The sequence below is a fragment of the Bradyrhizobium zhanjiangense genome (assembly GCF_004114935.1).
GTDB classification, from domain to species: Bacteria; Pseudomonadota; Alphaproteobacteria; order Rhizobiales; family Xanthobacteraceae; genus Bradyrhizobium; species Bradyrhizobium zhanjiangense.
On record NZ_CP022221.1, the window covers coordinates 1808537 to 1832406 of the forward strand.

Below are 23870 nucleotides of genomic sequence, written 5' to 3' on the forward strand. Positions count from 1 at the left end.
GCCGGAAGTCCTATAATCTCCCTCAAATCAACAGCCCGTGCACGCACGGATTGGGAGGATGCCGTGTGCATAGAACGCCGGAAGGCCATCAGCTTCTTCCGAATAGCCCTTGTGGCGGCGGCGCTACCGATTTCCCTCTCAGTAGCAGCACACGCTGAATTTCCAGAAAAGCCGATGCGCCTGATCGTGCCTTTTGCGCCCGGCGGCGGCACCGACACAATCGCAAGAAGCCTCGGCTCTCTTCTGGCCAAATCACTGGGGCAGCCCGTCATCATTGAGAACAAGCCGGGCGGCAGCACCATGATCGGCTCGGAAACCGTGGCGAACAGCCCTCCGGATGGCTACACGCTGCTGGTCGCGACATTGGCCCATGCCGTCAATCCCAGCATGCAGCCGAAGATGCCCTACAACACCGAGAAGGCGTTTTCCGCGGTCACCCTGATCGGCAGCTCGCACAACGTGCTGGTGGTCAAACCGGACAGTCCGTTCAAGACGGTCGGCGATATCATCGAGGCGGCGAAGAAGTCGCCCGGCAAATACACGTTCGCGTCCCAGGGTAGCGGCACGTCGGCCCATCTCGCCGGCGAGCTGTTGAAGAACCTGGCGCAGATCGATTTGCTTCACATTCCCTATCGCGGCGCCGGTCCCGCCCTGACGGACCTGCTCGGTGGCCAGGTCGACATGATGTTTGCCACCAACGCCGCCGTAGCCGGCTTCATCGCGAACAAGCGATTGCGGCCAATTGCCGTGACGGCGCCTGCCGGAAAGTCGAAGCTGGCGGGGGTGCCGACGGTTGAGGAGACCGTACCCGGCTATGTGGTCGACAGCTGGTACGCGTTGTATGCGCCTGCGGGGACGCCCCAGCCGATCATCGACAAGATCGGTGCGGCCGTCAAACGAGCCGCGCAGGATCCCGACTTCATCAAGCGGGCGGAAGGGGAAGGTGTCATGCTCCATTCGAGTTCGCCAGCGGAGCTGGACGCGTTCGTACGTGCCGATACGCAGCGCTGGCACAAGATCGTCACCGAGAACAAGATCACCGCGGATTAGGAACATGGCTGAGACACTTCTGAAATCTGTCACCGATGGCGTGGCAACCATCACGCTCAATCGGCCCGACAAGCGAAATGCGATGAGCGACGAGATGCGAACCGCGTTCATCGAGGCTCTCGAGGAGATGACCGCTGACAAATCCGTGCGCGCGCTGGTTCTCACGGGCGCCGGCAGGGGCTTTTGCGCTGGCGGCGACATCGCAGGCATGAAGCGTCGCATGGAGGCTCCAGCAGGCGAGGTGGCCTTCAACGGATGGGCCCGCCAGCAGCGCGTGCACCACTCCATATCGCTGCTTCACACCATGCCAAAGCCGACGATCGCGGCCGTGAATGGCGCCGCCGCCGGTCTCGGTGCCGATATCGCCCTGGCATGCGATTTCATCGTGGCGAGCCCGGTTGCCAGCTTCACCTGGTCGTACGTGTTACGGGGGCTGATCCCCGATGGCGGCGGGATGTACTTTCTTCCGAGGCGCGTTGGTTTGGCGCGGGCGAAGGAGCTCATCTTCACCGGTCGGCGAGTCGATGCCGACGAAGCGCTGACGCTCGGCATCATCGACAGGGTCAGCAGTCCTGAAACACTGGTCCCCGACACTCAGCAATGGGCACGCTCGCTCTCGGCGGGATCTGCCACTGCGATCGCCCTGGGCAAGTCGATCCTCAATCAGTCCTTCGAGAGCAAGGCGGAGTCGGTCTTTGCCTCCGGAAGCCAGGCGCAGGGCATTTGCTACACGAGCACCGAACATCGTGAGTCGGTCCTGGCGTTCCTCGCCAAGGCCGCCAGCTGAGGGGGTGGATAATGTCGCTGGGCGTGCTGTTCAACCCCCGGAGCGTCGCCATTGTCGGCGCTTCGGCCGATCCCTCGAAGACGTCGGGACTGCCCGTCAAATTCTTGCGTCAGCAGAACTTTAACGGTGAGATCTACCCGGTGAACCCGCGCGTCGATGTGATCGACGGCTTGCGCTCCTATGCGACGATTGAGGAACTGCCGGCGGCGCCGGATGTGGCGATGATCGTTCTCGGTGCTGACCGAACCGTAGATGCTGTGCGTGCACTGGCGCGGAAGGGGACCAGGCACGCCATCGTTCTCGCCAGCGGGTTCGGCGAAAGCGGGGAGGAAGGCAAGCGCCGTCAACGTCAGCTGCGCGAAGTTGCCGGCTCGATGCGCATCCTGGGGCCGAATACGATCGGGCTGGTCAACGTCTCTGATGGCGTTCCGCTCTCCGCGAGTGGCGCGTTGGCAGCAGGGTCGTTCATCAAGGGGCCCGTCGGCGTGGTCTCCCAAAGCGGAGGCATTCTCGGTGCACTGCTCTCGCGCGCGTCGGCGCAAGGGATCGGACTGTCGAAACTGGTCGCAACCAGCAACGAGGCCGACCTCGAAATCTCCGATTTCATCGACTATCTGGCGGACGACCCGCATACATCGGTCATTGCGCTCTACATCGAGTCCATCCGTCATTCCGATCGCTTCCGCAACGCTGCACTGAAGGCCAGAGCCGCGGGCAAGTCCATCGTCGCCCTGAAGATCGGGCGCTCCGCCGCCGGCGCCCGCGCAGCGGCGTCGCACACCGGCGCCATGGCGGGAAGCGATCGCGTCTACGACGCTTATTTCCGCGATCTCGGCATCGTTCGCGCTCAGAGCTTTGGCGATTTGATCGACATCCCGGCCGCGCTTGCCACGCAGCCGGTGCTGACCGGCAGGCGGATTGCCATTTTGACGTCGACGGGCGGAGCTGGCACGCTGGTCACCGACAGTCTGGGCCTCTGCGGATTCGATTCTCCCGCCCCCGATAGATCGACCGTCGATCACCTGCTGCAGGCCATGCCGGGTGGAAACGCCGCTCTTGATACCAATCCGATCGACGTGACCTTGGCGGGACTACAGCCGGATATCCTCAAGGGATGCATCAAGGCTCTGCTCAACAGCCCGTCCTACGACGCACTGACGGTGGTCGTCGGCTCGTCGAGCGTCGGAAATCCGGAACTGGTCAGCAACGCGATCCGCGATGCTGGATCGGCAACTGCAGCAAAGCCCGTGCTGGCGTACGTCAGTCCGCACGCGCCGGAAGCGGCCGCCAGACTGACCCGGCAGGGCGTACCGGCCTTCAACACGCCGGAAGCGGTTGCCTCGGCGTTCTCGGCACTCTGGACAGCGGGACAGCCGCTCGTCCGGATGCAGCCGGCAAACCGATCAGCGGTGGATATCCCGGCAGACTGGCAAGGTTCGCTCGATGAGCACAGGGCCAAATCGCTGTTCAGCCGGTTCGGCCTGCCTGTCGTCCGCGAGCGCGTCGTTGTGAACGCTGACGAGGCCCGGCAAGCCGCGAGCGCACTCGGCGGCAAGGTCGTGCTCAAGATGCTGTCGTCCGCCGTCACACACAAGAGCGACGTCGGCGGCGTCGCGGTGGGGCTCGATGCGGACACGATCGGAGAACAGCTCGAAGAGATGCGCGCGACCGTCAAGCTCCGGGCCGGCATCGATCTGGATGGCTTCCTTGTGCAGGAAATGGTCCGCCCCGGAGGGCTCGAGCTCATTCTTGGTTACAGTCGCGATCCCCTCGGCGCGGTGTTGCTGATCGGTATCGGCGGCGTGACGGCCGAACTGATGAAGGATACGGTTCTCCGATTGCTGGCGCCCGGTTGCGCAATGAGCAGGGATGATGCGGTCTCTGCCTTGCAAGAATTGCGATCCTGGCCGCTGCTGGACGGCTATCGCGGCCGTCCGAAGCTTGACGTCGAGGCTCTCGCGGCGGCCATCGTCGATTTCTCGGTCATGGTGGCCCAGTTGGGCGACCGGCTGATCGAGGCCGAGATCAATCCGATCTTCGTTCTGCCGGAGGGATCCGGGGTCAAGGCCGCTGACGCCGTGGCCGTCCTCGCGGCGGGTTTGTGACATGAGCATCAAGCTTCCCGCGCTATCCTGCAATTCCCACTGTCATGTGTTCGGGCCCGCCGAGCTGTTCCCGTTCGATCCGCAAAGCCCGCCGCCGCTGGCGGAGGCGCCGAAGCAGGCTCTGTTCGCGCTGAACGACGCATGTGGCCTGGAGCGTTGCGTGGTCGTGCAGTCGAAGGTTCACGGCTACGACAATCGGGCAGCTGAGGACGCGATTGCGGCTCGGCCTCGAACCTATCGCGGCGTCGCGTTGGTACCTACCGATGTCTCCGACGACGAATTGAAGCGACTGGACAGGGCCGGGTTTCGCGGCGTCCGCTTCAACTACATGCACCATCTCGGGGCTGGAGAGAATGTCGAGGCTGTGCTCAAGCTCGCACGTCGCCTAGCTCCGCTCGGATGGCACGTCCAAGTCCATGGCGATCCTGCGGCGGTGCTCGGCGAAATCGTGCCGCGACTTCTCGGCGGTCCCGTTCCCGTGGTGATCGATCATATCGGCCGCATCGACGCGGCGCTCGGATTGGAGCAGCCGCACTTCACTGCGCTGCGCCGGTTGATGGAGCACTCGGCATGCTGGGTGAAGGTCTCGGGGATCGACCGCATCACGCGAAAGGGACCGCCTTATGACGATGCCGTGCCATTCGCCCGGTTGCTCGCATCCGAATTCACCGATCGTGTCGTCTGGGGCAACGACTGGCCGCATCCGAACCATCACGGACCGATTCCCAGCGATCAAGAGCTGGTGGGCCGCATCGCCGACATTGCGCCGGACTTTATGGTGCGCAGGTCACTCATGGTGACAAACCCGGCGCGACTTTACCATTTTGGAGAGACGGAATGAGCCAGCGCTTCAAGGAGAAGGTCGCGATTGTCACCGGTGCGGGATGTGTGGGTCCTGGTTGGGGCAACGGACGAGCGATCGCGGTACGCCTCGCCGAGGAGGGGGCCATGGTCTTCGCCTGCGACCGCGACCTGTCCCGTGTCGAGGAAACGGTCGAGCGGGCGGGCGCCGTCGGCGCGGCGATCGTCCCACATGCCTGCGACGTGACTTCCAGTGCCGACCTCGCGGCAACCGTAGAGGCGTGTCTCGCGCGCTTCGGCAAGATCGACGTTCTCGTGAACAATGTCGGCGGTTCGGCGGCTGGCGGTCCTGTCGAGCTCACGGAGGACGCCTGGAATACACAGGTGGATGTCAACCTGAAGAGTGTTTTCCTGGCCTGCAAGCACGTCCTGCCGCATATGGTTGCAAGAAAGTCGGGAGCTGTCGTCAATTTAGCGTCGACGTCGGGTCTGCGATGGACCGGATCGGCCCAGGTCGCCTACGCGGCCACCAAGGCCGGCGTGATCCAGATGTCGCGCGTCATAGCCGTGCAGCACGCACCTGACGGCATCCGGGTCAATACCGTGGTGCCCGGACAGCTCCATACACCCATGGTCGAGGCACGCCTCGCCGGACAGCGAACCGGGGGCAACGTCGATGCACTGTTGGCCTCGCGCGTCCGCCGGATTCCCCTTGGTTTCATGGGAGACGGCCGCGACACGGCTGCCGCGGTCGCCTATCTCGCATCGGACGAAGCGCGCTTCGTGACGGGGACCGAGATCGTGGTCGACGGCGGAATGATCGCACGCTGCGACTGAGACGAATTTTCAGGAGAGCATCAGATGTTGAGACGCACATTCCTGGCCGCCATCGGCTGCCTGGCGCTGGCAGGGCCGGCATTCGCCCAGACGAAACCGATGCGCATCATCGTCGGCTTCGCCCCCGGAGGGCCCGTCGACAGCGTCGCGCGGATCCTGGCCGACCAGCTTGGAAAAGAGCTCGGTCGGACCGTGATCGTCGAAAACAAGTCGGGAGCAAATGGGGCGATCGCTGCCCAGGAGGTCATCAGATCGGCTCCGGATGGCGGTACGATCTGGATCACGTCGGTTGGCGCTGCTGCGATCAATCAGTCACTTTACGACAAGCTCGTCTACGATATGGCCCGGGATTTTGCGCCGGTCTCGCTGGTTGTGAACAACGTCGAAGTCCTCGTGATCAATCCGAATGACAGCGCAAAGGATGCTGCCGATTTCGTCGCCAGCGCCAAGCGGGCCAAGGAGACAGCAATGGCCTCGTCGGGTGTGGGATCAATCCCCCATCTCGCGATCGAGCAGCTCGCGGGTTCGACCGGCGCGGCGTTCCTGCACGTGCCCTACAAGGGCGCTGCTCCCGCGATTTCGGATGTCATGGGAGGTCAGGTCGCGGGCTTCTTTGGAGATGTGCCTGGTCTCATCGGTCACGTCAGAGGAGGCAAACTGCGGGCCATCGGTGTGGCGGCACCGAAGCGGCACCCGGCGTTGCCCGACGTTAAGACGTTCGAAGAGCAGGGCTTCAAAGGCATCGATACCAACAACTGGTACGCGATATTCGTATCATCGAAGACTCCTCCCGCCGTGGTGGAAACACTGAACAAGGCCGTGCGGGCAAGCCTGAGCGCACCGGACGTGAACGCCAAGCTGACCGCGCTGGGCGCCGAGCCGGCTCCCTCGACCCCGGAAGAATTGGCCGCTCTGCTCAAGACGGATACTGAGAAGTGGGCGGCCTTGATCAAGGCGAAAAATATCAGAGGTGAATAAGATGGCTGACGGAATCCGGGTCACGCCGGTCGTCCCTGGTACGCGACCCGAGCTTGCCGATATCGAGGGCCGGATCCTGGCTGAACGCGGACGCATCTCGTTGCTCTACCAGGTCTTGCTGAACTCTGGGCCGATCGCCGCCGGCTGGGAACGGATGTTGACGGCGGTGCGCAACGAGACGACCCTCCCTGCGAACCTGCGTGAGCTCGTCATTTTGCGCGTCGCGGTGCTCAATGGGGCCAGTTTCGAATTCGAAGCCCACGCGCCGATCGCCAAGCGCGTCGGTCTTAGCGACGAGAAGATCGAGTCTTTGAAACAGGATGGCATCGCGGCCGCGTTCGATTCCCGCGAAGCGCTGATGCTCGAGCTTACCGACGCCATGACGCGCGACGTCATCGTGTCGGACGGGCTCTTTGGGAGGCTTCGGGAAACGTTCGACGACGGCGGGATCGTGGAAGTCGTAGCGACCATCGCTGCATACAACATGGTCTCACGCTTTCTCGTGGCGCTCAACGTTTCGCATTGATCTTCCGCGGAACAGGGCTTCCAAGCATCGGCTTGCGTCAAGCTCGGTATCGATGACAGGGGCTCGCCCTGCTTTGGCAAACTATTGATCTTGCGAACATCGGCTCATCGCTTGCCGAGTTGAAGGAAACATTGGTGACGACGACTTTTTGGCTCGCCGTCGGCAAGATCATTTGGATCAACGTGCTGCTGTCGGGCGACAATGCGTTGGTGATCGCTCTCGCCTGCCGCGGGCTCGCGCCTAAGCAAAGACTGTGGGGCATGCTCTTCGGCGCCGGTGCCGCAGTGGTGCTGCGGATCATGTTTACCGCAGTGATCGCGACCCTGATGGGACTGCCTTATCTCAAGCTGGCCGGCGGCCTTGCCCTGCTTGTTATTGCAGCCAAGCTGCTGGTTCCAGAGGAAGTGGAAGATGATGTTGAGGCGGCCGCGCATCTTTGGGCAGCGATTCAAATCGTTTTGGTCGCGGATATCGTGATGAGCCTGGACAACGTGATCGCGGTTGCCGCTGCGGCCAGCGGCAGTGTGCCGCTCCTGATCCTCGGCCTCGCCATCAGCATCCCCCTCATTGTGGCCGGTGCTGCGCTGATCATGACGCTGCTCGTCCGCCTGCCAATCCTGGTTTGGGCGGGCGCGGCTCTTCTGGGCTGGATCGCGGGCGAGGTGATCGCGACGGATCCGGCGATTGCGCCGAAGCTGGCCCTGCTCTTTGGTGGTGCATACGGTGCACAATTTGACGCGCTGGTTGCCTCATTTGGACTCCCGCCGAGATTTGCCAGCCACGGCAATGGCCCGGACTTCGTGGTAGCGATGATTGGGGTCATCATCGTGATCGTGGCTGGCACGATCTGGCGGAAGGGCGCGCTTCAAAGAATCGAACATTCTGAAGGAGTGACCTGAGGCAAAGCTGCACGTCTGTTGCGCGGCCCGAGGCACACCGCCAAGCGCGAAAAGGTGGCTGTACTCGCGCCTGATGAAGCGCGCGCGCTGATCGATGTCATGCCTATATCGACAGCATTATCCGAAAGTGCGCTTTGAGGTCTCGAACATCTGGTCGATGAGCTGATGCTGGCGAACGGCGTCGGCGAAGTTGGCCGCCTGTGAGGTGCCATCGCGGCGATCCTGCGCGTAGGCGCGATAGAGAAAGGCAACGTCCTGCTGACTGACAGCCAGCCCCACATTGGCAAGCGACTGGTATTCGGCCGGCACGGGCATCGGGGAAAAGGACTGATCCTTGCCCCTCATGCCTTCGATGGCGTTGTCTTCCTTGTTCAGGAAGGCGAGCACATTGGTGACGCGCAAGACGCCTTCGGTCCCGGTAATGTCGATCTGCAGCCCGGTGCGCTGATGCTGCGCGCCTTCGATCTGCACCGAGAAGAGCGCGCCGTTTTCTAGGGTGCCGATCATCATGGCGGCATCCGGCCTGGTCGTCGGCACTTTCTCTCCCGTTTCGATGACGTCGATCAGGGGAAACTGATTCCGGACTATCGCGGTGAGCTGGTTGGGAAAGCCTACCGCGTTGAACAGCAGGTCCTGAAAGTGGCCCCCATAAATTGAGAGCGTGTGGGCAAAATTGGCGATGTCGAAGCTCCACGAATGGGCCTGGGACATCGGATTTTCAAACGCATCGACACTGACGGTCATGCGCGCCGAGCGCATCTGGCCGACATAGTTCTGCTTGATGAGATCCTGCAGGTATTGCGAGCTGGGACCGAAGCGGCGTTGCAGCCCAACCACGTGCCGCACGCCCTTGGCTTTCGCCAGGGCCAGCAGCTCCTTGGATTCGGCCGTGGTAGTCGATAGCGGCCACTCGCTATAGACATCTTTGCCGGCGGCAATCACGAGGCGCGCAAGGCGAGCATGATCCAGGGCGGGCGTTACAACCGCCACCAGCTCGACCTCGGGGTGATTGATAAGAGCTAGATCGTCCGCAAACGCGTGCGGAATATCAAAGCGCTTGGCCACAGCATCGGCCGTTTCCTGCTTGCGGCTGCCGATCGCGATGATCTTGAACTCATCGAGCGTTTGCAGAGCGGCGATGTGGCCATATTTCGCCCATCCCCCGGTGCCGATGATGCCGACTCCGATTGCCTTTTTGGTGGTTTCTGAGGCTGGCAGTTTCGTTGCCGCCGGCAGGCAGAGCGGGCTTTTGGCATCAGCGATCGGAAAAGACATATCGCGCCTAGAGCACCGCCTTGGCGTGCGTCTATTTCATCGGAACACGCGCAGCATGACACCGACCGAAGAGGGCCCGGCTGTTCCTCGATCGATGCCGGCGAATCTTCGAAGAGATTGAAGCGGCCGAGATGGAATTGACGCAAAACGCGGCGACGCCGAGCGGCCGGCTTCGCGTCAGCCTGCCCCTGATCGGCATGCTCTTAATGCCCGTCATTGCGGACTTCATGCGGGCCCATCCAGCGATCGTACTCGATCTCGACTTTACCGATCGCCTAGTGGACGTGATCGAAGGGGGTTTGACGTTGTAGTTCGCATGGGGCCGGCAACTGACAGCGCTTTAATGCGTCGAAGCCTAGGCCGCTTTCGGGGGCTGATCGTTGCATCCCCTGCCTATCTTAAGCGGCGTGGCAGGCCGTCCACGCCGGCCGATCTAGTTCACCATGACTGCCTTCGCCAGCGGTCACCATCAAGCGGGAAGCTTCTAAACTGGCCATTGGATCGTGACGCCACCACGGAACGGCTAATCCTTCCCGAAAGCATGAGCGCCACCACGATCGAGCCTCTGGTGCACCTTGCCGAACACGGATTTGGAATTGCCGTCTTGCCCCCATTTGCAGTCGCTCGGCAGATCAAAAGCGGCACCTTGATTCCGCTTCTAGACGGCTACGTTCGTCAGACCGGAGAGATCGCCGCTTTGTGGCCGACAAGTCGGCAGCTATCGCCAAAAATCCGCGCTTTCGTGAGCTTCCTTGGAGAGCATCTAAAGATCGAAAGTTGACCTTGCGTTGTCAGATTCGAGAATCTCTGGCTGCTTGATGAGCGAGTGATGATTTACCAGAACGGCCTGTGCGCGATGGATTCCGCTGAATGACGCTTCATGCGCAGCCGCAGCTCATACCGCCGGTCATTCGTGCTCACGCCGCTGCTTCGCCCTTCCGGAGGAAACTTGCTGTTGCCTCTGCGCGCTGTGTTCAAAATCTTCGCGAGCCATCTGCCGATCGATGAGCCGGGCCAGGCGCAGGGCAGATTCATCGATGAGGTTCTTTCCGGCCTACGAATTGAGCCGGGCCGCGCAAAACGGCAAGCTCCGGTTGGCGTCATCGACCGTTCCGGCGCGTGGCGCGCCGCTTCTTGCGGGAATCCGGCGGACTCGCTGCGGAGGCCCGCCGATCCTCCTCCTGAAGCTTGAGCGTAGCCTGCACATGTACGGCCAACTTCAACGCGCTATCAGCGTTTGACGCGAGCCTGGACAGCAGCTGGGCCAGCATTTTGAACTCCTCGCTCGTCAGCATTCCAAACAACGCGTCGTTGACCGGTCGCTGCAAGGCGGCAAGGCGGATCAACAGGCTCATTCCGCGCTGGGTGAGGGCAAGTTGCACCCGCCGTCCGTCTTCGGGATGGGGGCTTTTCTCGAGCAGGCCGTCCGACACCAGTTTGTTGACCTCGTTGGTGACGAAGGCGCCGCTCAGGTACAGCCGTTCGGCGACCTGATTGACGCCCATCGGTTCTTCCGCAGTCGAATTCTTGATGGCGATCAGGATCAGATATTGGGTCGCCGACAGGTCGACGAAGCCCGCGAATATTTCCCGGCAGGCTTCCAGGCTGCGTCCAAACGCGAAATAGTCGTAGAGCAGGCCGCGAAGCGTGCGGTCTCCTTCCTTGTCGAGCAGCTCGGGTTTCGAGGCCGTCAAGAGCGCATCGGTCACGCGGTCAATCTCCTCACCAAATCATAGCATTGCGGCTTGCCTAAGAAGCACGCATGCGCCCGCCCAGCAAGTGGGCTTGACATTCCCAAATAGCTTTGTAAGAAAGCTAGTTGAGAATTATAAATCAGGTGCCAGGCAACAAGGCGGGTGTTCCATGGAGGACCGTGCATTCAGGCGTGCCCTCGGCGAATTCGCCACCGGCGTTGCGGTGGTGACCGCACGCGGGAGGGGGGAAGAGCTCATCGGCATGACCATGAGCTCGTTCAATTCGGTCTCGCTCGATCCGCCACTGGTTCTGTTCAGCGTCGACCGCAAGGCTCGCAGCTTGCCCGCGATGCTCGAGGCCAAGGGATTTGCCGTGAACATTCTGGCGCGCGACCAGCAAGACATTTCCAACCAGTTCGCGCGCGCCCTCTCCAACAAATGGGACCAGGTGAGGACGTCGGTTGGTCATGCCGAGGCGCCGCTGATCTCGGGCGCGATGGCGCATTTCGAATGCGCGCCTTACGCGGTCTACGAGGGCGGCGACCACGTGATCTTCGTCGTCCGTGTCATCAGGCACGCGAGCCGCTCCGAGGCGGCCGCTCCCCTGATCTTCTTTCGCGGTCAATACCGCGATCTGATCGATGAAACCCAGCGCGAGCCGACCTGGCCGCTTCCCATTCACTACTAGTTTCGAACCGGAGACCTGCGATGCGTAGCGCAAAAGAATATCTGTCGGGCCTCAAGGATGGCCGGACCATCTACATCAACGGCGCCTCGGTTGGCGATGTCACGACGCACCATGCCTTCCGCAATCTCGCCACCTCCATGGCCGGCTTGTTCGATTTCGCGAGCGCGCCCGCGAACGCGGAGCTGATGACATTCGACACGGGTGCAGGTCGCGCCAACCGCATCTGGCAGCTTCCGACCTCCTATGCCGAGCTCGTGACGCGGCGAAAGGCGCTGGAGGCGTGGACCTCGCTGCATGCCGGCTTCATGGGCCGGGCGCCGGACCACGTGGCGTCCTGCATTTCCGGGCTCTACATGGGGCTCGACGTCTTCAAGTCGTATGATCCCGCCCGGGCCGGCGTGCTCGAGAGTTACTACCGCTACGCCCGCGATAAGGATCTTTATCTCACCTACGTCATCATCAATCCGCAGGCCGACCGCTCCAAGGGCGCTGCCGAACAGGCCGATCCGTTCCTCACCGCCGGCGTCGTCGACCGTGACGCGGAGGGGATCACGATCCGCGGCGCCAAGATGCTCGCCACCGGCGGCGTGGTGGCCGACGAGGTTTTCGTCACGACCATCCAGCCGATGCGTCCCGGCGAAGAGCGTTATGCGATGTCCTTCGCGATTCCGATGAACACGAAGGGCCTCAAGATGCTGTCGCGGAAGTCCTACGAGGATGCCGCCGGTGCAGTGTTCGACAATCCCTTGTCGAGCCGTTTCGACGAGAACGACTCGGTTCTCTATTTCGACGACGTGAAGGTGCCGTGGGACCGCGTCTTCATCGAAGGCAATGTCGAGATGTGCCAGAAGCAGTTTCACGCAACGCCCTGCCACGTCTACCAGAACTACCAGGCGATGGTCCGCCTGAGTGTGAAGCTCAAGTTTCTGACCGGCCTTGCGCATCGGACCGCCGACATGAACGGCGTTACCCAGTTCCCGCAGGTGCGCGAAATGCTTGGCCAGCTCGCGGCCGAGACCGGCATGGTCGACGCGCTGGTGGCCGCGATGGAAGCCAAAGGCACGCAGGTCGGTCCCTATTTTATCCCGGACCGGCACACGCTCTATTCCGCGCAGGTGCTGACCCAGCAGCTCTATGGGCACGTCATCAACACGCTTCGCGAGCTCGCTGGCGGCGGCATGATCATGCTGCCTTCGTCGGTTGCGGACTTCGACAATCCGGAGATCGCGGCCCTCATCGGCAAGACTCAGCAGTCGCCGAAAGCCAACTCGCATGATCGGGTGAAATTCTACAAGCTCGCCTGGGATGCTGTCGGCTCAGAGTTCGGCTCGCGCCACCAGCAATATGAGATGTTCTACGCCGGCGCGACCTTCGTTACCAAGGGTCACTCCTATCGCACCTACGATTGGGCCGGCGCCGACCGGCTGGTGCAGACCATGCTCGATTCCTACGACCTCAACGGCATCTCGACCGCCAGCAAAGCCGCCTGATCCGAAGGAGACAATCCATGCCCGTCAACAAGAAGCACGACGAATTCTACACGCTCGACATGACCACCGGCTGGGAAGTGCCGGCGGGATATCCAGCCGGCATCCAGCAGAAGATCATCGCGGGTGGACTGGACGAGGAGAACCGGCGCGGGACGCGGACGCGGCTGCTCCGCTTCGCGCCCGGCGTCTACACCACCGCGCCGTTCTCCCACGAATATTGGGAAGAGGTTTATCTGGTCTCGGGCGATTTGATCGTCGGCAACGATGCGAACGGCGAGGGCGGCAAGAGCTTCCCGCCGAACACGTACGCGTGCCGTCCCCCGCATGCGCCACATGGGCCGTTCAAGTCGGTGAACGGCTGCCTCCTTCTGGAGATGCATTATTTCGATCCGGTGTGATCCGGATGGCTGCCGCACAACATCATTCGACCAGCCCAGGGGGAAGAGACATCATGGCGTCCAGAGGTATTTCCATCGTAGTTGCGCGTTGCCTGTCGTCACTTGAATGGCTCTTCAGGCTGGACCGCGGCGTGCCGCAGGGCAAAGCCCGATGGATGGTGGATGGACTTGCCGGCGCGCTCGCGCTCGGTGTCGTAGCCGCGACGCCGGCCGCTGCGCAGGAGAAGCCAGCCGCGTTAGGGCTGGGCATCTTCACGTTCACATCCGGTCCTGCCGCAGCCTACGGCATGCCGGGCAAGAACGCAGCTGACCTCATGATCGACGAGATCAATGCAAAGGGCGGCATCGGAGGCGTGCCGCTCAGCGCGACCTATGTCGACGAGGCGCAGGGCGCACAAGGCGTGATCGCGGAATACCGCCGGCTCGCCGGGAACGCGAAGAACCAGGTGATGGTCGCCGCCTTGTCGAGCGCCAATTGTCTGGCGCTGGCGCCGCTCGCGGAGCAGCTTGAGGTCCCCACCGTGGGCTGGAACTGCGATACCCATCAGCTGCTGATCGACGGCAAGAGCAAATATGTGTTCCGGCCCAACGGAAACACCGTACCCGAATTCGTCGCTTACGCGATCTACCTGCTGGACCGCAAACCCGATGTGAAGACGGTAGCGATCATCAACCCGGACTATGCGTTTGGTCATGACGCGGCGAAGATCTTCATCGCGGCGCTGAAAGTCCTGAAGCCTGATGTCGAGATCGTCGCTGAGCTCTATCCGAAGCTCGGCTCACCAAATTACCAGACCGAGATTTCTCGCCTCGCTACCGCCCGCCCGGACGTCGTCTTCTCAAATCTGTGGGGGGCCGATCTCGAGAACTTCGTTCGCCAGGCTGCGCCGCGTGGAATCTTCACGAGCAGCCAGGTGATCCTCGCGCTGGGCGAGACAGTGCTGCAGCGCGTGCCTTTGCCCGACGGGGTGATCGTCGGAGTTCTCGGCGACGGCTGGTGGATGTCACCGGACGCCAAGGCCAAGCCGGAGACCGTGAAGTTTGCTGAGGCCTATAAGGCGCGCTTCGGCGAGTATCCGGTGTTCCCGTCGATCAAGATGGCCAACGCGCTCATCTATGTGAAAGCAGCCTACGATGCCGCGATGCAGAAGAACGGCAGCAAATGGCCGACTCGTGCCGAGCTCGCCGACGCCATGAAGGGCAGCAAGGTCGAGACCCTGACCGGCACCGCGCAGACGCGGGCCGACAATGACGGCCTAGTCGACCAGATCGTCGGTGTGACCGTAAAGACGTCGGCGCAGCAGTTTCCCGTCATTGGCGACATGGTCCGCTACAAGGGCGAGAGCCTGATGCCGCAGGCAGGTCAAGATCCGCTCGCGTGGATTGCGACGCTGAAGCCCGAGTTCGCCAAAGGCCTGCCGAAGCCTGGAAGCTACAAATAGGCCGGGATGAGGTTCACCTGATTTCAATGACGGAAGGTATAGGCCGATGTTGAATGCAGTCATCCCCTTGCTGCTGGACAGTCTGGCGAGCGCCGCGTTGATCTTCTTCGCGGCGGTCGGCCTGACGCTCGTCTTCAGCGTGCTGCGAGTCCTCAATGTTGCCCATGGCAGCCTCTATTCGATCGGCGGCTATGTCGCGGCCTCGATCTGCCTGTTCATCGCGAGCCGGCAGCTCAACCCGTATTGGTCGTTCCTGGCGCTCCTGTTTAGTGCCGTGTGCGTCGCGGCGATATTCGGTCCGTTGATCGAACGGGGTCTCGTCCGCTGGACCTATGGCAAGTCGGAGGCCGTGCAGATCCTGATCACGTTCGGGCTGTTCCTCATTCTGGAGGATCTCCAGCGCGTGATCTTTGGCGTGCAGTCCTTCTACGAAGACGCGCCGATGCGACTGCTCGGCACCACCGCGATCGGTGGCGTCGTCTATCTCAACTACCAGATCCTCCTGATCGGCATGGCGCTCCTCGTCGTCATTGGCCTGCGGCTCTTGATCAACCACACCCGGCTAGGGCGCCTGATCACGGCCGTCGTCACTGACCGCGAGATGGCGCAGTCGATCGGCATCGACACCAACCGTATCTTCATTCTGGCGTTCTCGCTCGGCGTGTTCCTGGCAGCACTGGGCGGCGCGCTGGCGACGCCGACGTCTGGCATCGCTCCGGGGCTCGGCGCCGACACCATGGTGCTCGCCTTTGCCGTTGCGGCGATCGGCGGTCTCGGACAGATCGAGGGAGCGGCCCTGGCCTCGCTGATCGTCGGCCTGGCGCGCGTGCTCGCGATATATCTGGCGCCGTCGCTGGATGCCGTCGCACCCTATGCAGCGATGCTTGTCGTTCTCCTGATCCGTCCCTACGGGCTGTTCGGGTCGGTGGCGGCGCGGAGGATATGATGCGAACGATCACTGCCGCCGCGGCGGTCCTCGTCCTCGCGCTGTTGCCTGTGGCCGCGCCCTGGCTTCAGTTCGTCCTGACTCTAGCGATCGCCAAGGGGTTTGCGGCCCTCGGCGTCGCCGTGCTGCTCCGCGCCGGGCTGATCTCGATCGGTCATGCGATGTTCTTTGCCGCGAGCGCCTATGCGGTGGCGTTCCTGGCGCGCGCCGGCGTGAACGATCTTGGGCTGCTGCTGATTCTGTCGGTGCTGGGCGGTGCGCTCGTGGGCGCCATCGCCGGATCGTTTCTCGTCCGCTATCGCGCGATCTTCTTCGCGATGTTGAATCTTGCGGTCTCCATGGTGTTTTACGCGCTGTGCGCAAAACTGTATGGCGTCACCGGCGGGACCGACGGTATCCCTGTGCCGGTCCCGGCTGTGTTTGGCGTCGTGCTCGGCGAACCGGCCTTCAAGAGCGTGCTGTTCTATTTCAGCCTCGGGCTGATGATGCTCGTTGGCCTTGCCGTGGAGCGCTACCTGAACAGCCCGCTAGGTCATGCGCTCTCGGCGGTCCATACCAACGAGATCAGGCTCGAATATCTGGGCATTCCGGTCTGGGCGGTTCTGCTGATCGCCTATGTCGTCTCGGCGGCGCTCGCCGGACTTGGCGGCGCCATAGCCGGCCTTGCGATCGGTCGCGTGGTCCCGGATTTCGCGTTCTGGACTGCCTCCGGCCACCTCGTGCTGATCGCCGTGCTCGGCGGGATCGGCGGCGTTCTGGGCGCCTTCATAGGTGCCTTGTTTCTGGAATTGCTGCACAGCGCGGCGGTGACCGTCACCGATTCCTGGAATTTGATCGTGGGCACGACGCTGATCATCGTGATCATCTTCATGCCGCAGGGGATCTATGGATTGTTCGCGCGCAAGGAGGCGACGAGCCTATGACGCGTCCCATCCTGGAAGCAAAAGGCCTCCATGTCTCGTTCAACGGCGTCAAGGCCGCGGACGACGTCAGCATCGCGATTCACGACGGCGAGTTCCTCGCGATCATCGGTCCGAACGGATCTGGCAAGACGACGCTGCTGAATATCTGCACGGGCTATATCCGACCGAAATCGGGCAGCGTGCTGCTCGACGGCCACGACATCACCCGTCTGTCGCCGCGTGCCATCGCGCGCCGTGGCGTCGCCCGCGCATTCCAGATTCCGCAGCTCTTCTCCGCACAGCGCGTCATCGAGAACATGATGTTGGCGCTCGCGGCAACGGATGGTCTCTGGAGCGCGGTCCGCCCGCTCGAAACGGTGAGACGGCGTGAAGAGGCATGCGAATTGCTCGACCTTGTCGGGCTCGCCGGGGATGCCGACCGGATCAGCAGCACGCTGCCCGAAGGGCATCGCAAGCTGCTGGACATTGCGGTTGCCCTGGCGCTGAAGCCGAGGCTGCTGCTGCTCGATGAGCCGACCAGTGGCGTGAGCGCCCTCGAACGCTTCCCGCTCATGGAGGCGCTCATGGGCGCGCTGCGCCAGCGCCGCATCACGGCGCTGTTCGTGGAGCACGACATGGACGTGGTCGCGCGTTATGCGAGCCGCGTCCTGGTGTGGAACGCCGGCAACATCATGGCCGAGGGGCGGCCCGACGAGGTGTTCAGCAACGCGCGAGTTCGCCAACGTGTCGTAGGGGTGGCCTAATGCTCAGCCTCGACAAGGTCAGCGTCTCGATCGAGGGCGTCCGCGTCCTGCGCGGCGTCAGTTGCGAGATCATCGCGCGCAAGACGACGGTGTTGATCGGGCGCAACGGCGCCGGCAAGACCACGACGTTACGCGCGATCATGGGTCTCATCGCGCTCGACGAGGGCTCCGTCCGCCTGGACGCCGACGATCTCGGCAGCAGGCCTGCGCACACCCGCGCTCGCGCCGGGATCGGCTACGCGCCGGAGGACCGGCGTCTCATTCCGGAGTTGAGCGTGGAGGAGAACATCCGTCTTCCGGCGCTGGCGCTGAAGCTCGACCGTGCCGAGATCGCGCGCAGGCTGGACGAGATCTATCAGCTGTTGCCCGAATTGCACGTGATGCGTTCCCGGCCCGCGGGCGGTGTCTCCGGAGGACAGGGGAAGATGGTCGCGCTCGGGCGCGCACTGACGGTGGCACGTAAGGTCCTGCTGCTCGACGAGCCCTTCCAAGGGCTGGCACCGGCCCTCGCGCTCGACTATGCGCGAACGCTCGGCGAACTACGCAAGCATCGGCCGGAGCTGGCCATGCTGATCACCGAATCGTCGCCCGCGCTGCTCGACCGGATCGCCGACAGGACGCTGCAGATCGAGCGCGGCGAAGTCCTGACCACATCGAGCAAGGATAGGGAAATCCATGTTGCTGCAATTTGAACGCCTCGCCAATGACAGGACCGACCGCATTGCCGTCGAGATTGGGTCCCTTGTCATCGCAGGCTGGGCGGGGAGGGATGCCGCGGCGATCGAGCACCATATCGAGGAGCTCGCTGCGCTCGGCATTCCGCGTCCCTCGACGACGCCGCTCTATTACCGCGTCGCGGCCCAAACCTTGACCCAGGACAGCCGCCTCTTCGTGCTCGGGCCGGACAGTTCCGGCGAGATTGAACCGGTCATTGTCGCAATGGCTGACGGGCTGTGGGTCGGGATCGGATCCGACCATACTGACCGCAAGGCGGAAGCCTCGGGCATCGCCCTTTCCAAGCAGCTCTGCGGCAAGCCGGTCGGCCCGCGGCTCTGGTCATACGCTGATGTCGAGGGACATTGGGATGAGCTGGTCCTTCGCTCGTGGGCGACGATCGACGGGAAACGGGTTCTCTACCAGGAGAGCCCGGTGTCCGCGCTCAGGACACCGCGCGACCTCATTCATCGCCACACCGGTACGGACATGCTGCGCGCCGGCACGCTGATGTTTTGCGGCACGCCAGGCGCGATCGGCGGCATTCGGCCGGGCACGCGTTTCGAGATGGAGCTGAAGGATCCGGTCCTCAACCGGTCCCTGACCCATAGCTACGACATCGACGTTCTGCCAGTCGTCTCCTGATCCTTCTCTCCCGGACGCGTGTCATGACAGCGACAGAGGATCCATCGCCCCCTTCAGCCGTGGCACGGCTGGAGGCGGCCCTTGCGCGGATCCATTTGCCGGACGCAAGGAACGTCTTCACGGCGGTCTTTGGAGACAGCGCCCGGTGGGAGGCCGAGGCCGCGGATCGACGCGCCGCCGCCGGAGCGCCCCGCGGTCCGCTCGATGGCCGCATCGTTTCGGTGAAAGCGCTGTTCGACGTTGCCGGCACAGTCACGAGCTCGGGCTCGGCTGTCCTGCGCCGCCTGCCGCCGGCCGTCGAGGACGCCGAGGTCGTGAAGCGGTTGCGGGCCGCGGGTGCCATCGTCATCGGCAAGACGCAGATGACCGAGTTCGCCTTCTCCGCGCTGGGTACGAACCCACACGACGGGATGCCGGCCAATCCTCGAGACCGCGCCCGCGTTCCCGGTGGCTCTTCATCGGGCGCTGTGGTGTCCGTAATTGGCGGCATGGCCGACATCGCGATCGGCAGCGATACCGGCGGTTCTCTCAGAATCCCGGCTGCGTTGTCGGGCGCGGTCGGTTTCAAGCCGACCAGCGGCTTTGTGCCGACCGCCGGCGCGTTCTCGCTGTCATCGAGTCTCGACACGATCGGTCCGATCGCCGCGAACGTCGAGGATTGCTTCGTAGCCGATCAGGTGCTTTCCGGTGAAGTCGCGCCATCGCGGCTGCGGCCAGCATGTCCCGGCACGTTCCGCCTCGTCGTTGCCCGCGGGCGCTTGTTCGATCGTTGCGAACCCGCGGTGCTCGCTGCGTTTGAGAACGCCATGGAGCGGCTGCGATCACGGGGCTTGCAGATCAAGGATGGATCCATCGAGGGTGCGCTCGATGATGTCGCACAGATCGACAAGATCGGCACTTTCCCATCGATCGAGGTCGGCGCAACCTTGCGCAGTTTGGGAATCTCGGAGCTGGACGGGGTCGATCCCCGAACGCGCGCACGCATCGAGGCGGGGGCTGGCATCCTCGGCACGGATTATGTGCGCATGGTGCGGCTCCGGCAGGCGGCGATCCGGTCCTTCGAAAAGTCCTTCGGCAACAACGAGGTGTTCGCCCTGCCGACGACACCAATCCGTGCGCCCTTGACCTCTTCCGTTGCGGAGGATGCGGCATTCCATGAGCTCAATGGCCTCGTGCTGCGCAATCCGCGCGTTGCCAACGTGCTCGATTGTCCAGCCGTCTCCTTGCCGCAGCCCGTCGACGATCTTCCAGTAGGGCTGATGCTTATCGGTCGCAGGAATTCGGACAGGCGCTTGCTGGAGATCGCATCGTGCGTCGAAGCAACACTGCGTCCGGCCTAATCGCTTCCACGCTTCTTAACATGACCGACGTTGACTAGCTGGCAGTCCGCGCCGGGGTACATTTTTCGTCTTGTGCTTACTCGCGCAAACGACGTTGACGCCATTGGCAAGCGTTGGAGCGCGTATGGCCCTTCAAAACCTAGAGAATCTGGCGCACCCGACACGATTCGAACGTGTGACCTTTGCCTTCGGAGGGCAAAAACTGAGGTTGCTGGAAAATAGCTAGCGCGCGCCGTCAAACAGCGGCGGCCAACGAATGTCGGTATCGGTGGTTGCGCCTCCCCGATTTGAACCTAATAGTCAGACTGAGTTGTTCAGTAAGAGCGCATGGGCGGCGTGGCACCAAGAAGCTTCCGACTGACGTCGGTTGGTACGACGTTCACGGCAGAACCCCAGCTCAACACCCTGCCCGCGCCTTCGTTATTTCGAGCCCACAAGGCAATGTTTCTGTGCTACAATCTGGCTCGGGCACAGGGGATTGAGCGATGCCGATCAGACGCTTGCTCCAAGACAGGAAGCTGCGGGCTGACGAAATAGATTTTGACCCTCGCGTTCCATGACGCGCTGCGATCGCTAAGCTTGATTGATCGCCGGGATGATCCCCTTGCTGACTTGGTCGCAAGAAAGGTGATTGAAATCGGGGCCATTGGTGTCCGCGATCCGGCAGAGATATCCAAAATGGCCATCAAACAGCTTGGATTATTTCCAGAATAAGCTCCGCATTCCACACCGCGGATTTCGCTTTCGTCCAGCAGTCTTCGCCACCTTGACATCCCTTCAATGCGGCCGGTGACGTCGTCGAACTCGTAACCTTCGGCTTCGCAGGGCTGCGGAGCTGAGCCGCTAAGCGCTAAATGGGTTGCTCAACCAATGGCAAGAACTGGGCAATGCGAGCCGTCGCAGCCACTGATTCCTGCAATATTAATTACGAAAAAAGTCTGCATTGTCTTTCGTAGCCGAGTCTTTTCTGACACTTCCTGACGTTCGCTAAGGCCCTCCGTTCTGCTCCTTTGCTTCCGTTGACGTGGAATGCGGCGCGCCTCAGGTTAGCTCGTTCTATTATGGAGGAGACGCAATCTTGATACACCGTGGTCAGGACCTCGAAAGCAGTGCCCAAGTTGAACGTAGTGCAGCCGCAGATATGCCGGTGCCCAGCAATCTGCGTCCCCTCCCGTTTGCGCAGCGGTTGACCTGCACCGTCGCGGAGGCCTGTGAAGCGACAGGTCTCGGGCGGACCAAGATCTATGAACTAATCGGGGATGGTCGAGTCACCACGACGACGATCGGTCGCCGTCGTCTAGTCATTGTGCAATCCCTGTTGGCTCTGGTGGGTGTCAATGCGATACCAGCCGACCCTGGACAGGTTCGCGCCTCCTCATGACGGTCACGCGAGCAGGTGCGGATGCTGATCCTATGGCACGGCTACCGTATCGATCGCGAATAGGCTCCTACCTTGGTTATCGTCTCAGTCCGGAAAAGCCTCGAGTCTTGAAGCCTGATAATATCAGTCGCGTGGTGGAAGCGACTAAGGAGTGTGCATTCGCCTGGCGAGCGCGTCCCATTGATCATCCGCGGCCAACCCTATTTTCGGCGTGCCGCGGGACCAGGGGGACAACGGCCGCCCGAGCGAGATCTTCCAATGCCGTTGAGATATATTTCGCGTAATGCCGCTCGATCATTTTCACGGAAGTGTTGTGCAGCTTAGCAACGTGTTGAATAGGGAGTCGGTTTCGTAAGCCGCGAACGATGCTGGAATGTCGCAACGCATAAGGAATGGCTTCTGGTAGTGCTGCGCGATCGCGGATGGCGTGCCACGGACGAGTAAGTTCTGCCGTCTTCCAAGGACCGCGTTCTGACTTTCTCCAAACGATGCTGCCGGCCTCCTGCTCGTAGCTCCATCTCTCGAACAACGGCGCCTGGTTTAGGCGATCTAAAATGGCTGGCAAGAGGACTTCGATGACATCTTCGCCACCGGAACTGGAACGGAGCCACCGTTGCCACACGTCCCTTGTAGGAACCTGGTACCATCAAGCGCTGCTCTTCCCGTTGTGCATCACTGACGCGCATCCGTCTTGCCTGCGCAAATCGGGCGCCCGTGGCTGCAAGGCACACGACAATGCGATGTAGGTCGCCTTCAAATCCCTGCTCATCGTCGATCTCGCGCGCGGCTTGAAGTAGGGTGCTTATTTGCGCATCCGAAAGGACTTGGTTGTCTCGGGCGACTGATGTCTCATCATCATCATCGATGCGCTCAGCATTAAACCCGTCTTTCACAATCGAAGGGAATGCTGGGTTCAGCTTCTTTTGCTCTGCCGACAGGCGAGGCCATGCTGCATTCAGCCCAGCCTTCAGGTCATTTATTAGCCGCTGTTTTGTCGTGGCCTTCAATTCTACAGGAAGGTCCTCGCGCCACGTCAAAAGATCATCTTCCCGTAGCGCGTGCAGATGCACTGCGGCGAGCGGGGCGGCCTCAATGGCTTCCTGGCTACCACGTTCCTCTTGACCAAGAACGTAACGCCGCAAGCGGTGACCAGCATCGGATCGAACCTCGCGACCGGCCCTTCGGCTGTCACGGGCATTACGTTCCCTGATATATGTCTCTACAGCCATCCGCACGGTGGGGGCCGGTCCGGCGGCTTGTGCCGCCGCTTCTATTCTGGACCGGGTGACGTGTTCCCGCGCTTGTGTCACCGCCTGCTCGAAAGTCAGCGTGCCTTCGGCAAGTTTGTCGTTAACGTCGTTGGCAATGCCGACCGGCGCCTGCTTGTAGTTGGCCCCATCATGGTGATTGCGCCAGCGCACGAACCAAACGCCGCTCCGCTTGCCCTTGCGATAGCCAAGGTGCGCCTCGGCATCGAGGCGACGCCAATGTACGCCAAGCTCGAGTTTCGAGCGTGCCTTGGCAGTCGTGATCTGAGCCTCAGCGAGCGTCTTTGTCATGGCATGCGAACCCGGAGTCGTCGAATATCCGTCGAATAAGCATCGGCGTACAAAGCCGAACGACGAAGAACGACTTCTACCTAAGTTATTGACAAGGCTATATTATGAATTATGACGAACGACTGCGAACCATGGCGGAAAGTGTTTCCAGCCCTCTCAAGGCTGAAACAGGGGTTCGATTCCCCTAGGGAGCGCCAAAGCCAACCGCAATCAGGTCCTGTCGCGCCGCAATTGGCTTGTGCTGAAGCGCGCCAGCGGCCCGGTCGTCCGCCGGACACTCAGCTCTCGGTCCGCAACTGCTACGCCCCCCACGCCTCGCAGGATCGGCGCTACTGCGGCTGATATCCCTCAATGCGCGTCAGCAGTTCTTCTTCCAGACCAGCCCGGCGCCTCTTGAGCCACTCAATTTCCGCCTCTTGATCAGCTTTCGCCTCGTAAGCTTTAAGGAGATCAATGACGCGGCGATATTGGTGGCAAAGCGCGTCGAAGGTTCCGTTCGTCGCCACCAGCCGACGCACGACCTTTTCATCCTCGGAGAACCTCGCCAGCAATGGCCGGATGCATTCCACTATTTCGTCCTCTACTTCGTTGGTTCCCATGGCTCCTCCGTGTTTTGTAAGACGCGTTTCGCGGGACAAGCCGCGAAAAC

Annotated in this window: 23 protein-coding genes, 1 tRNA gene and 2 pseudogenes; 22 read left to right on the plus strand and 4 right to left on the minus strand. The window is 62.0% G+C overall.

The window, feature by feature from the left end:
• Window positions 1-174: 174 nt before the first annotated feature.
• From XH85_RS08715 to XH85_RS08750, 8 genes are all read left to right on the plus strand, one after another.
• Window positions 175-1050 carry a tripartite tricarboxylate transporter substrate binding protein gene (locus XH85_RS08715; protein ID WP_128931567.1) on the plus strand — a complete coding sequence of 292 codons (876 nt, stop codon included), beginning with the start codon at window positions 175-177 and terminating at the stop codon, window positions 1048-1050.
• Window positions 1051-1054: 4 nt separating this feature from the next.
• Window positions 1055-1837: an enoyl-CoA hydratase/isomerase family protein gene (locus XH85_RS08720; RefSeq protein ID WP_128931568.1), complete on the plus strand. Its 783-nt coding sequence runs from the start codon at window positions 1055-1057 to the stop codon at window positions 1835-1837.
• Window positions 1838-1848: 11 nt separating this feature from the next.
• Window positions 1849-3942: an acetate--CoA ligase family protein gene (locus XH85_RS08725; protein ID WP_128931569.1), complete on the plus strand. Its 2094-nt coding sequence runs from the start codon at window positions 1849-1851 to the stop codon at window positions 3940-3942.
• A gap of 1 nt (window position 3943) precedes the next feature.
• Window positions 3944-4783, plus strand: coding sequence for an amidohydrolase family protein (locus tag XH85_RS08730; protein ID WP_128931570.1), 840 nt, complete (start codon window positions 3944-3946; stop codon window positions 4781-4783).
• Entirely contained in the window at window positions 4780-5580 is an 801-nt protein-coding gene (locus XH85_RS08735; protein ID WP_128931571.1) for an SDR family NAD(P)-dependent oxidoreductase, read from the plus strand. Before XH85_RS08730 ends, XH85_RS08735 begins: the two co-directional genes overlap by 4 nt.
• Before the next feature lie 99 nt (window positions 5581-5679).
• Complete coding sequence (locus XH85_RS08740; protein WP_208758095.1) at window positions 5680-6558, plus strand: Bug family tripartite tricarboxylate transporter substrate binding protein; 879 nt, start codon at window positions 5680-5682, stop codon at window positions 6556-6558.
• A gap of 1 nt (window position 6559) precedes the next feature.
• On the plus strand, window positions 6560-7084 hold the full coding sequence (locus tag XH85_RS08745; RefSeq protein ID WP_208758096.1) for a carboxymuconolactone decarboxylase family protein: 525 nt from the start codon (window positions 6560-6562) through the stop codon (window positions 7082-7084).
• A gap of 68 nt (window positions 7085-7152) precedes the next feature.
• Window positions 7153-7983 carry a YjbE family putative metal transport protein gene (locus tag XH85_RS08750; protein WP_128931573.1) on the plus strand — a complete coding sequence of 277 codons (831 nt, stop codon included), beginning with the start codon at window positions 7153-7155 and terminating at the stop codon, window positions 7981-7983.
• 117 nt (window positions 7984-8100) lie between these two features.
• Here the strand turns inward: XH85_RS08750 and XH85_RS08755 are convergent, their stop codons facing one another.
• Window positions 8101-9258: a Gfo/Idh/MocA family protein gene (locus XH85_RS08755; RefSeq protein ID WP_128931574.1), complete on the minus strand. Its 1158-nt coding sequence runs from the start codon at window positions 9256-9258 to the stop codon at window positions 8101-8103.
• On the opposite strand from XH85_RS08755, the pseudogene XH85_RS08760 reads away from it, so the two are divergent.
• A pseudogene (locus XH85_RS08760) lies at window positions 9155-10039 on the plus strand (LysR family transcriptional regulator). The gene XH85_RS08755 and the pseudogene XH85_RS08760 sit on opposite strands and share 104 nt — an antisense overlap.
• Window positions 10040-10358: 319 nt before the next feature.
• Here the strand turns inward: XH85_RS08760 and XH85_RS08765 are convergent.
• A complete protein-coding gene (locus tag XH85_RS08765) occupies window positions 10359-10967 on the minus strand; it encodes a MarR family winged helix-turn-helix transcriptional regulator (RefSeq protein ID WP_128931575.1) in 609 nt (202 codons plus the stop codon).
• A 154-nt stretch (window positions 10968-11121) separates the two neighbouring features.
• Here XH85_RS08765 and XH85_RS08770 point away from each other — a divergent pair, with 154 nt between their 5' ends.
• The 12 genes from XH85_RS08770 (at window position 11122) to XH85_RS47810 (ending at window position 21662) form a co-directional block, all read left to right on the plus strand.
• Window positions 11122-11640 carry a flavin reductase family protein gene (locus tag XH85_RS08770; RefSeq protein WP_128931576.1) on the plus strand — a complete coding sequence of 173 codons (519 nt, stop codon included), beginning with the start codon at window positions 11122-11124 and terminating at the stop codon, window positions 11638-11640.
• 20 nt (window positions 11641-11660) lie between these two features.
• The gene (locus tag XH85_RS08775; RefSeq protein ID WP_128931577.1) at window positions 11661-13130 is read left to right on the plus strand and encodes a 4-hydroxyphenylacetate 3-hydroxylase family protein; all 1470 of its coding nucleotides are present in this window, start codon (window positions 11661-11663) and stop codon (window positions 13128-13130) included.
• 17 nt (window positions 13131-13147) lie between these two features.
• Window positions 13148-13528: a cupin gene (locus XH85_RS08780; RefSeq protein ID WP_128931578.1), complete on the plus strand. Its 381-nt coding sequence runs from the start codon at window positions 13148-13150 to the stop codon at window positions 13526-13528.
• A 53-nt stretch (window positions 13529-13581) separates the two neighbouring features.
• Window positions 13582-14970, plus strand: coding sequence for an ABC transporter substrate-binding protein (locus tag XH85_RS08785; protein ID WP_245473906.1), 1389 nt, complete (start codon window positions 13582-13584; stop codon window positions 14968-14970).
• A 46-nt stretch (window positions 14971-15016) separates the two neighbouring features.
• Entirely contained in the window at window positions 15017-15916 is a 900-nt protein-coding gene (locus XH85_RS08790) for a branched-chain amino acid ABC transporter permease (RefSeq protein ID WP_128931579.1), read from the plus strand.
• Window positions 15913-16839, plus strand: a complete 927-nt coding sequence (locus tag XH85_RS08795; RefSeq protein WP_245473907.1) for a branched-chain amino acid ABC transporter permease — start codon at window positions 15913-15915, stop codon at window positions 16837-16839. The genes XH85_RS08790 and XH85_RS08795 overlap by 4 nt, the downstream gene beginning before the upstream one ends.
• Window positions 16836-17582 (plus strand): ABC transporter ATP-binding protein, encoded by a 747-nt coding sequence (locus XH85_RS08800; protein ID WP_128931580.1) that lies wholly within the window; start codon window positions 16836-16838, stop codon window positions 17580-17582. Before XH85_RS08795 ends, XH85_RS08800 begins: the two co-directional genes overlap by 4 nt.
• On the plus strand, window positions 17582-18274 hold the full coding sequence (locus tag XH85_RS08805) for an ABC transporter ATP-binding protein (RefSeq protein WP_128931581.1): 693 nt from the start codon (window positions 17582-17584) through the stop codon (window positions 18272-18274). The genes XH85_RS08800 and XH85_RS08805 overlap by 1 nt, the downstream gene beginning before the upstream one ends.
• Window positions 18258-18941: a DUF2848 domain-containing protein gene (locus XH85_RS08810; protein ID WP_128931582.1), complete on the plus strand. Its 684-nt coding sequence runs from the start codon at window positions 18258-18260 to the stop codon at window positions 18939-18941. The genes XH85_RS08805 and XH85_RS08810 overlap by 17 nt, the downstream gene beginning before the upstream one ends.
• 23 nt (window positions 18942-18964) lie before the next feature.
• The gene (locus XH85_RS08815) at window positions 18965-20281 is read left to right on the plus strand and encodes an amidase family protein (RefSeq protein ID WP_128931583.1); all 1317 of its coding nucleotides are present in this window, start codon (window positions 18965-18967) and stop codon (window positions 20279-20281) included.
• 540 nt (window positions 20282-20821) lie between these two features.
• On the plus strand, window positions 20822-20995 hold the full coding sequence (locus XH85_RS44815) for a hypothetical protein (protein WP_164940667.1): 174 nt from the start codon (window positions 20822-20824) through the stop codon (window positions 20993-20995).
• A 427-nt stretch (window positions 20996-21422) separates the two neighbouring features.
• Window positions 21423-21662 carry an excisionase family DNA-binding protein gene (locus XH85_RS47810; RefSeq protein WP_128937165.1) on the plus strand — a complete coding sequence of 80 codons (240 nt, stop codon included), beginning with the start codon at window positions 21423-21425 and terminating at the stop codon, window positions 21660-21662.
• A 184-nt stretch (window positions 21663-21846) separates the two neighbouring features.
• Here the strand turns inward: XH85_RS47810 and XH85_RS08825 are convergent.
• Window positions 21847-23221, minus strand: a pseudogene (locus XH85_RS08825) (tyrosine-type recombinase/integrase).
• 125 nt (window positions 23222-23346) lie between these two features.
• Here XH85_RS08825 and XH85_RS44820 point away from each other — a divergent pair.
• Window positions 23347-23418, plus strand: a tRNA-Glu gene (locus XH85_RS44820).
• 132 nt (window positions 23419-23550) lie between these two features.
• Here XH85_RS44820 and XH85_RS08830 read toward each other — a convergent pair.
• Window positions 23551-23820, minus strand: coding sequence for a hypothetical protein (locus tag XH85_RS08830; RefSeq protein WP_128931584.1), 270 nt, complete (start codon window positions 23818-23820; stop codon window positions 23551-23553).
• Between the last annotated feature and the right edge of the window lie 50 nt (window positions 23821-23870).

What these genes read in the sequence shown, in the direction of transcription:
- XH85_RS08715 (WP_128931567.1), top strand. Translation starts at nt 175, where the DNA reads ATGCGCCTGATCGTGCCTTTTGCGCCCGGCGGCGGCACCGACACAATC.
- XH85_RS08720 (WP_128931568.1), top strand. Translation starts at nt 1,055, where the DNA reads ATGGCTGAGACACTTCTGAAATCTGTCACCGATGGCGTGGCAACCATC.
- XH85_RS08725 (WP_128931569.1), top strand. Translation starts at nt 1,849, where the DNA reads ATGTCGCTGGGCGTGCTGTTCAACCCCCGGAGCGTCGCCATTGTCGGC.
- XH85_RS08730 (WP_128931570.1), top strand. Translation starts at nt 3,944, where the DNA reads ATGAGCATCAAGCTTCCCGCGCTATCCTGCAATTCCCACTGTCATGTG.
- XH85_RS08735 (WP_128931571.1), top strand. Translation starts at nt 4,780, where the DNA reads ATGAGCCAGCGCTTCAAGGAGAAGGTCGCGATTGTCACCGGTGCGGGA.
- XH85_RS08740 (WP_208758095.1), top strand. Translation starts at nt 5,680, where the DNA reads ATGCGCATCATCGTCGGCTTCGCCCCCGGAGGGCCCGTCGACAGCGTC.
- XH85_RS08745 (WP_208758096.1), top strand. Translation starts at nt 6,560, where the DNA reads ATGGCTGACGGAATCCGGGTCACGCCGGTCGTCCCTGGTACGCGACCC.
- XH85_RS08755 (WP_128931574.1), bottom strand. Translation starts at nt 9,258, where the DNA reads ATGTCTTTTCCGATCGCTGATGCCAAAAGCCCGCTCTGCCTGCCGGCG.
- XH85_RS08770 (WP_128931576.1), top strand. Translation starts at nt 11,122, where the DNA reads ATGGAGGACCGTGCATTCAGGCGTGCCCTCGGCGAATTCGCCACCGGC.
- XH85_RS08775 (WP_128931577.1), top strand. Translation starts at nt 11,661, where the DNA reads ATGCGTAGCGCAAAAGAATATCTGTCGGGCCTCAAGGATGGCCGGACC.
- XH85_RS08780 (WP_128931578.1), top strand. Translation starts at nt 13,148, where the DNA reads ATGCCCGTCAACAAGAAGCACGACGAATTCTACACGCTCGACATGACC.
- XH85_RS08785 (WP_245473906.1), top strand. Translation starts at nt 13,582, where the DNA reads ATGGCGTCCAGAGGTATTTCCATCGTAGTTGCGCGTTGCCTGTCGTCA.
- XH85_RS08790 (WP_128931579.1), top strand. Translation starts at nt 15,017, where the DNA reads ATGTTGAATGCAGTCATCCCCTTGCTGCTGGACAGTCTGGCGAGCGCC.
- XH85_RS08795 (WP_245473907.1), top strand. Translation starts at nt 15,913, where the DNA reads ATGATGCGAACGATCACTGCCGCCGCGGCGGTCCTCGTCCTCGCGCTG.
- XH85_RS08800 (WP_128931580.1), top strand. Translation starts at nt 16,836, where the DNA reads ATGACGCGTCCCATCCTGGAAGCAAAAGGCCTCCATGTCTCGTTCAAC.
- XH85_RS08805 (WP_128931581.1), top strand. Translation starts at nt 17,582, where the DNA reads ATGCTCAGCCTCGACAAGGTCAGCGTCTCGATCGAGGGCGTCCGCGTC.
- XH85_RS08810 (WP_128931582.1), top strand. Translation starts at nt 18,258, where the DNA reads ATGTTGCTGCAATTTGAACGCCTCGCCAATGACAGGACCGACCGCATT.
- XH85_RS08815 (WP_128931583.1), top strand. Translation starts at nt 18,965, where the DNA reads ATGACAGCGACAGAGGATCCATCGCCCCCTTCAGCCGTGGCACGGCTG.
- XH85_RS47810 (WP_128937165.1), top strand. Translation starts at nt 21,423, where the DNA reads ATGCCGGTGCCCAGCAATCTGCGTCCCCTCCCGTTTGCGCAGCGGTTG.
- XH85_RS08830 (WP_128931584.1), bottom strand. Translation starts at nt 23,820, where the DNA reads ATGGGAACCAACGAAGTAGAGGACGAAATAGTGGAATGCATCCGGCCA.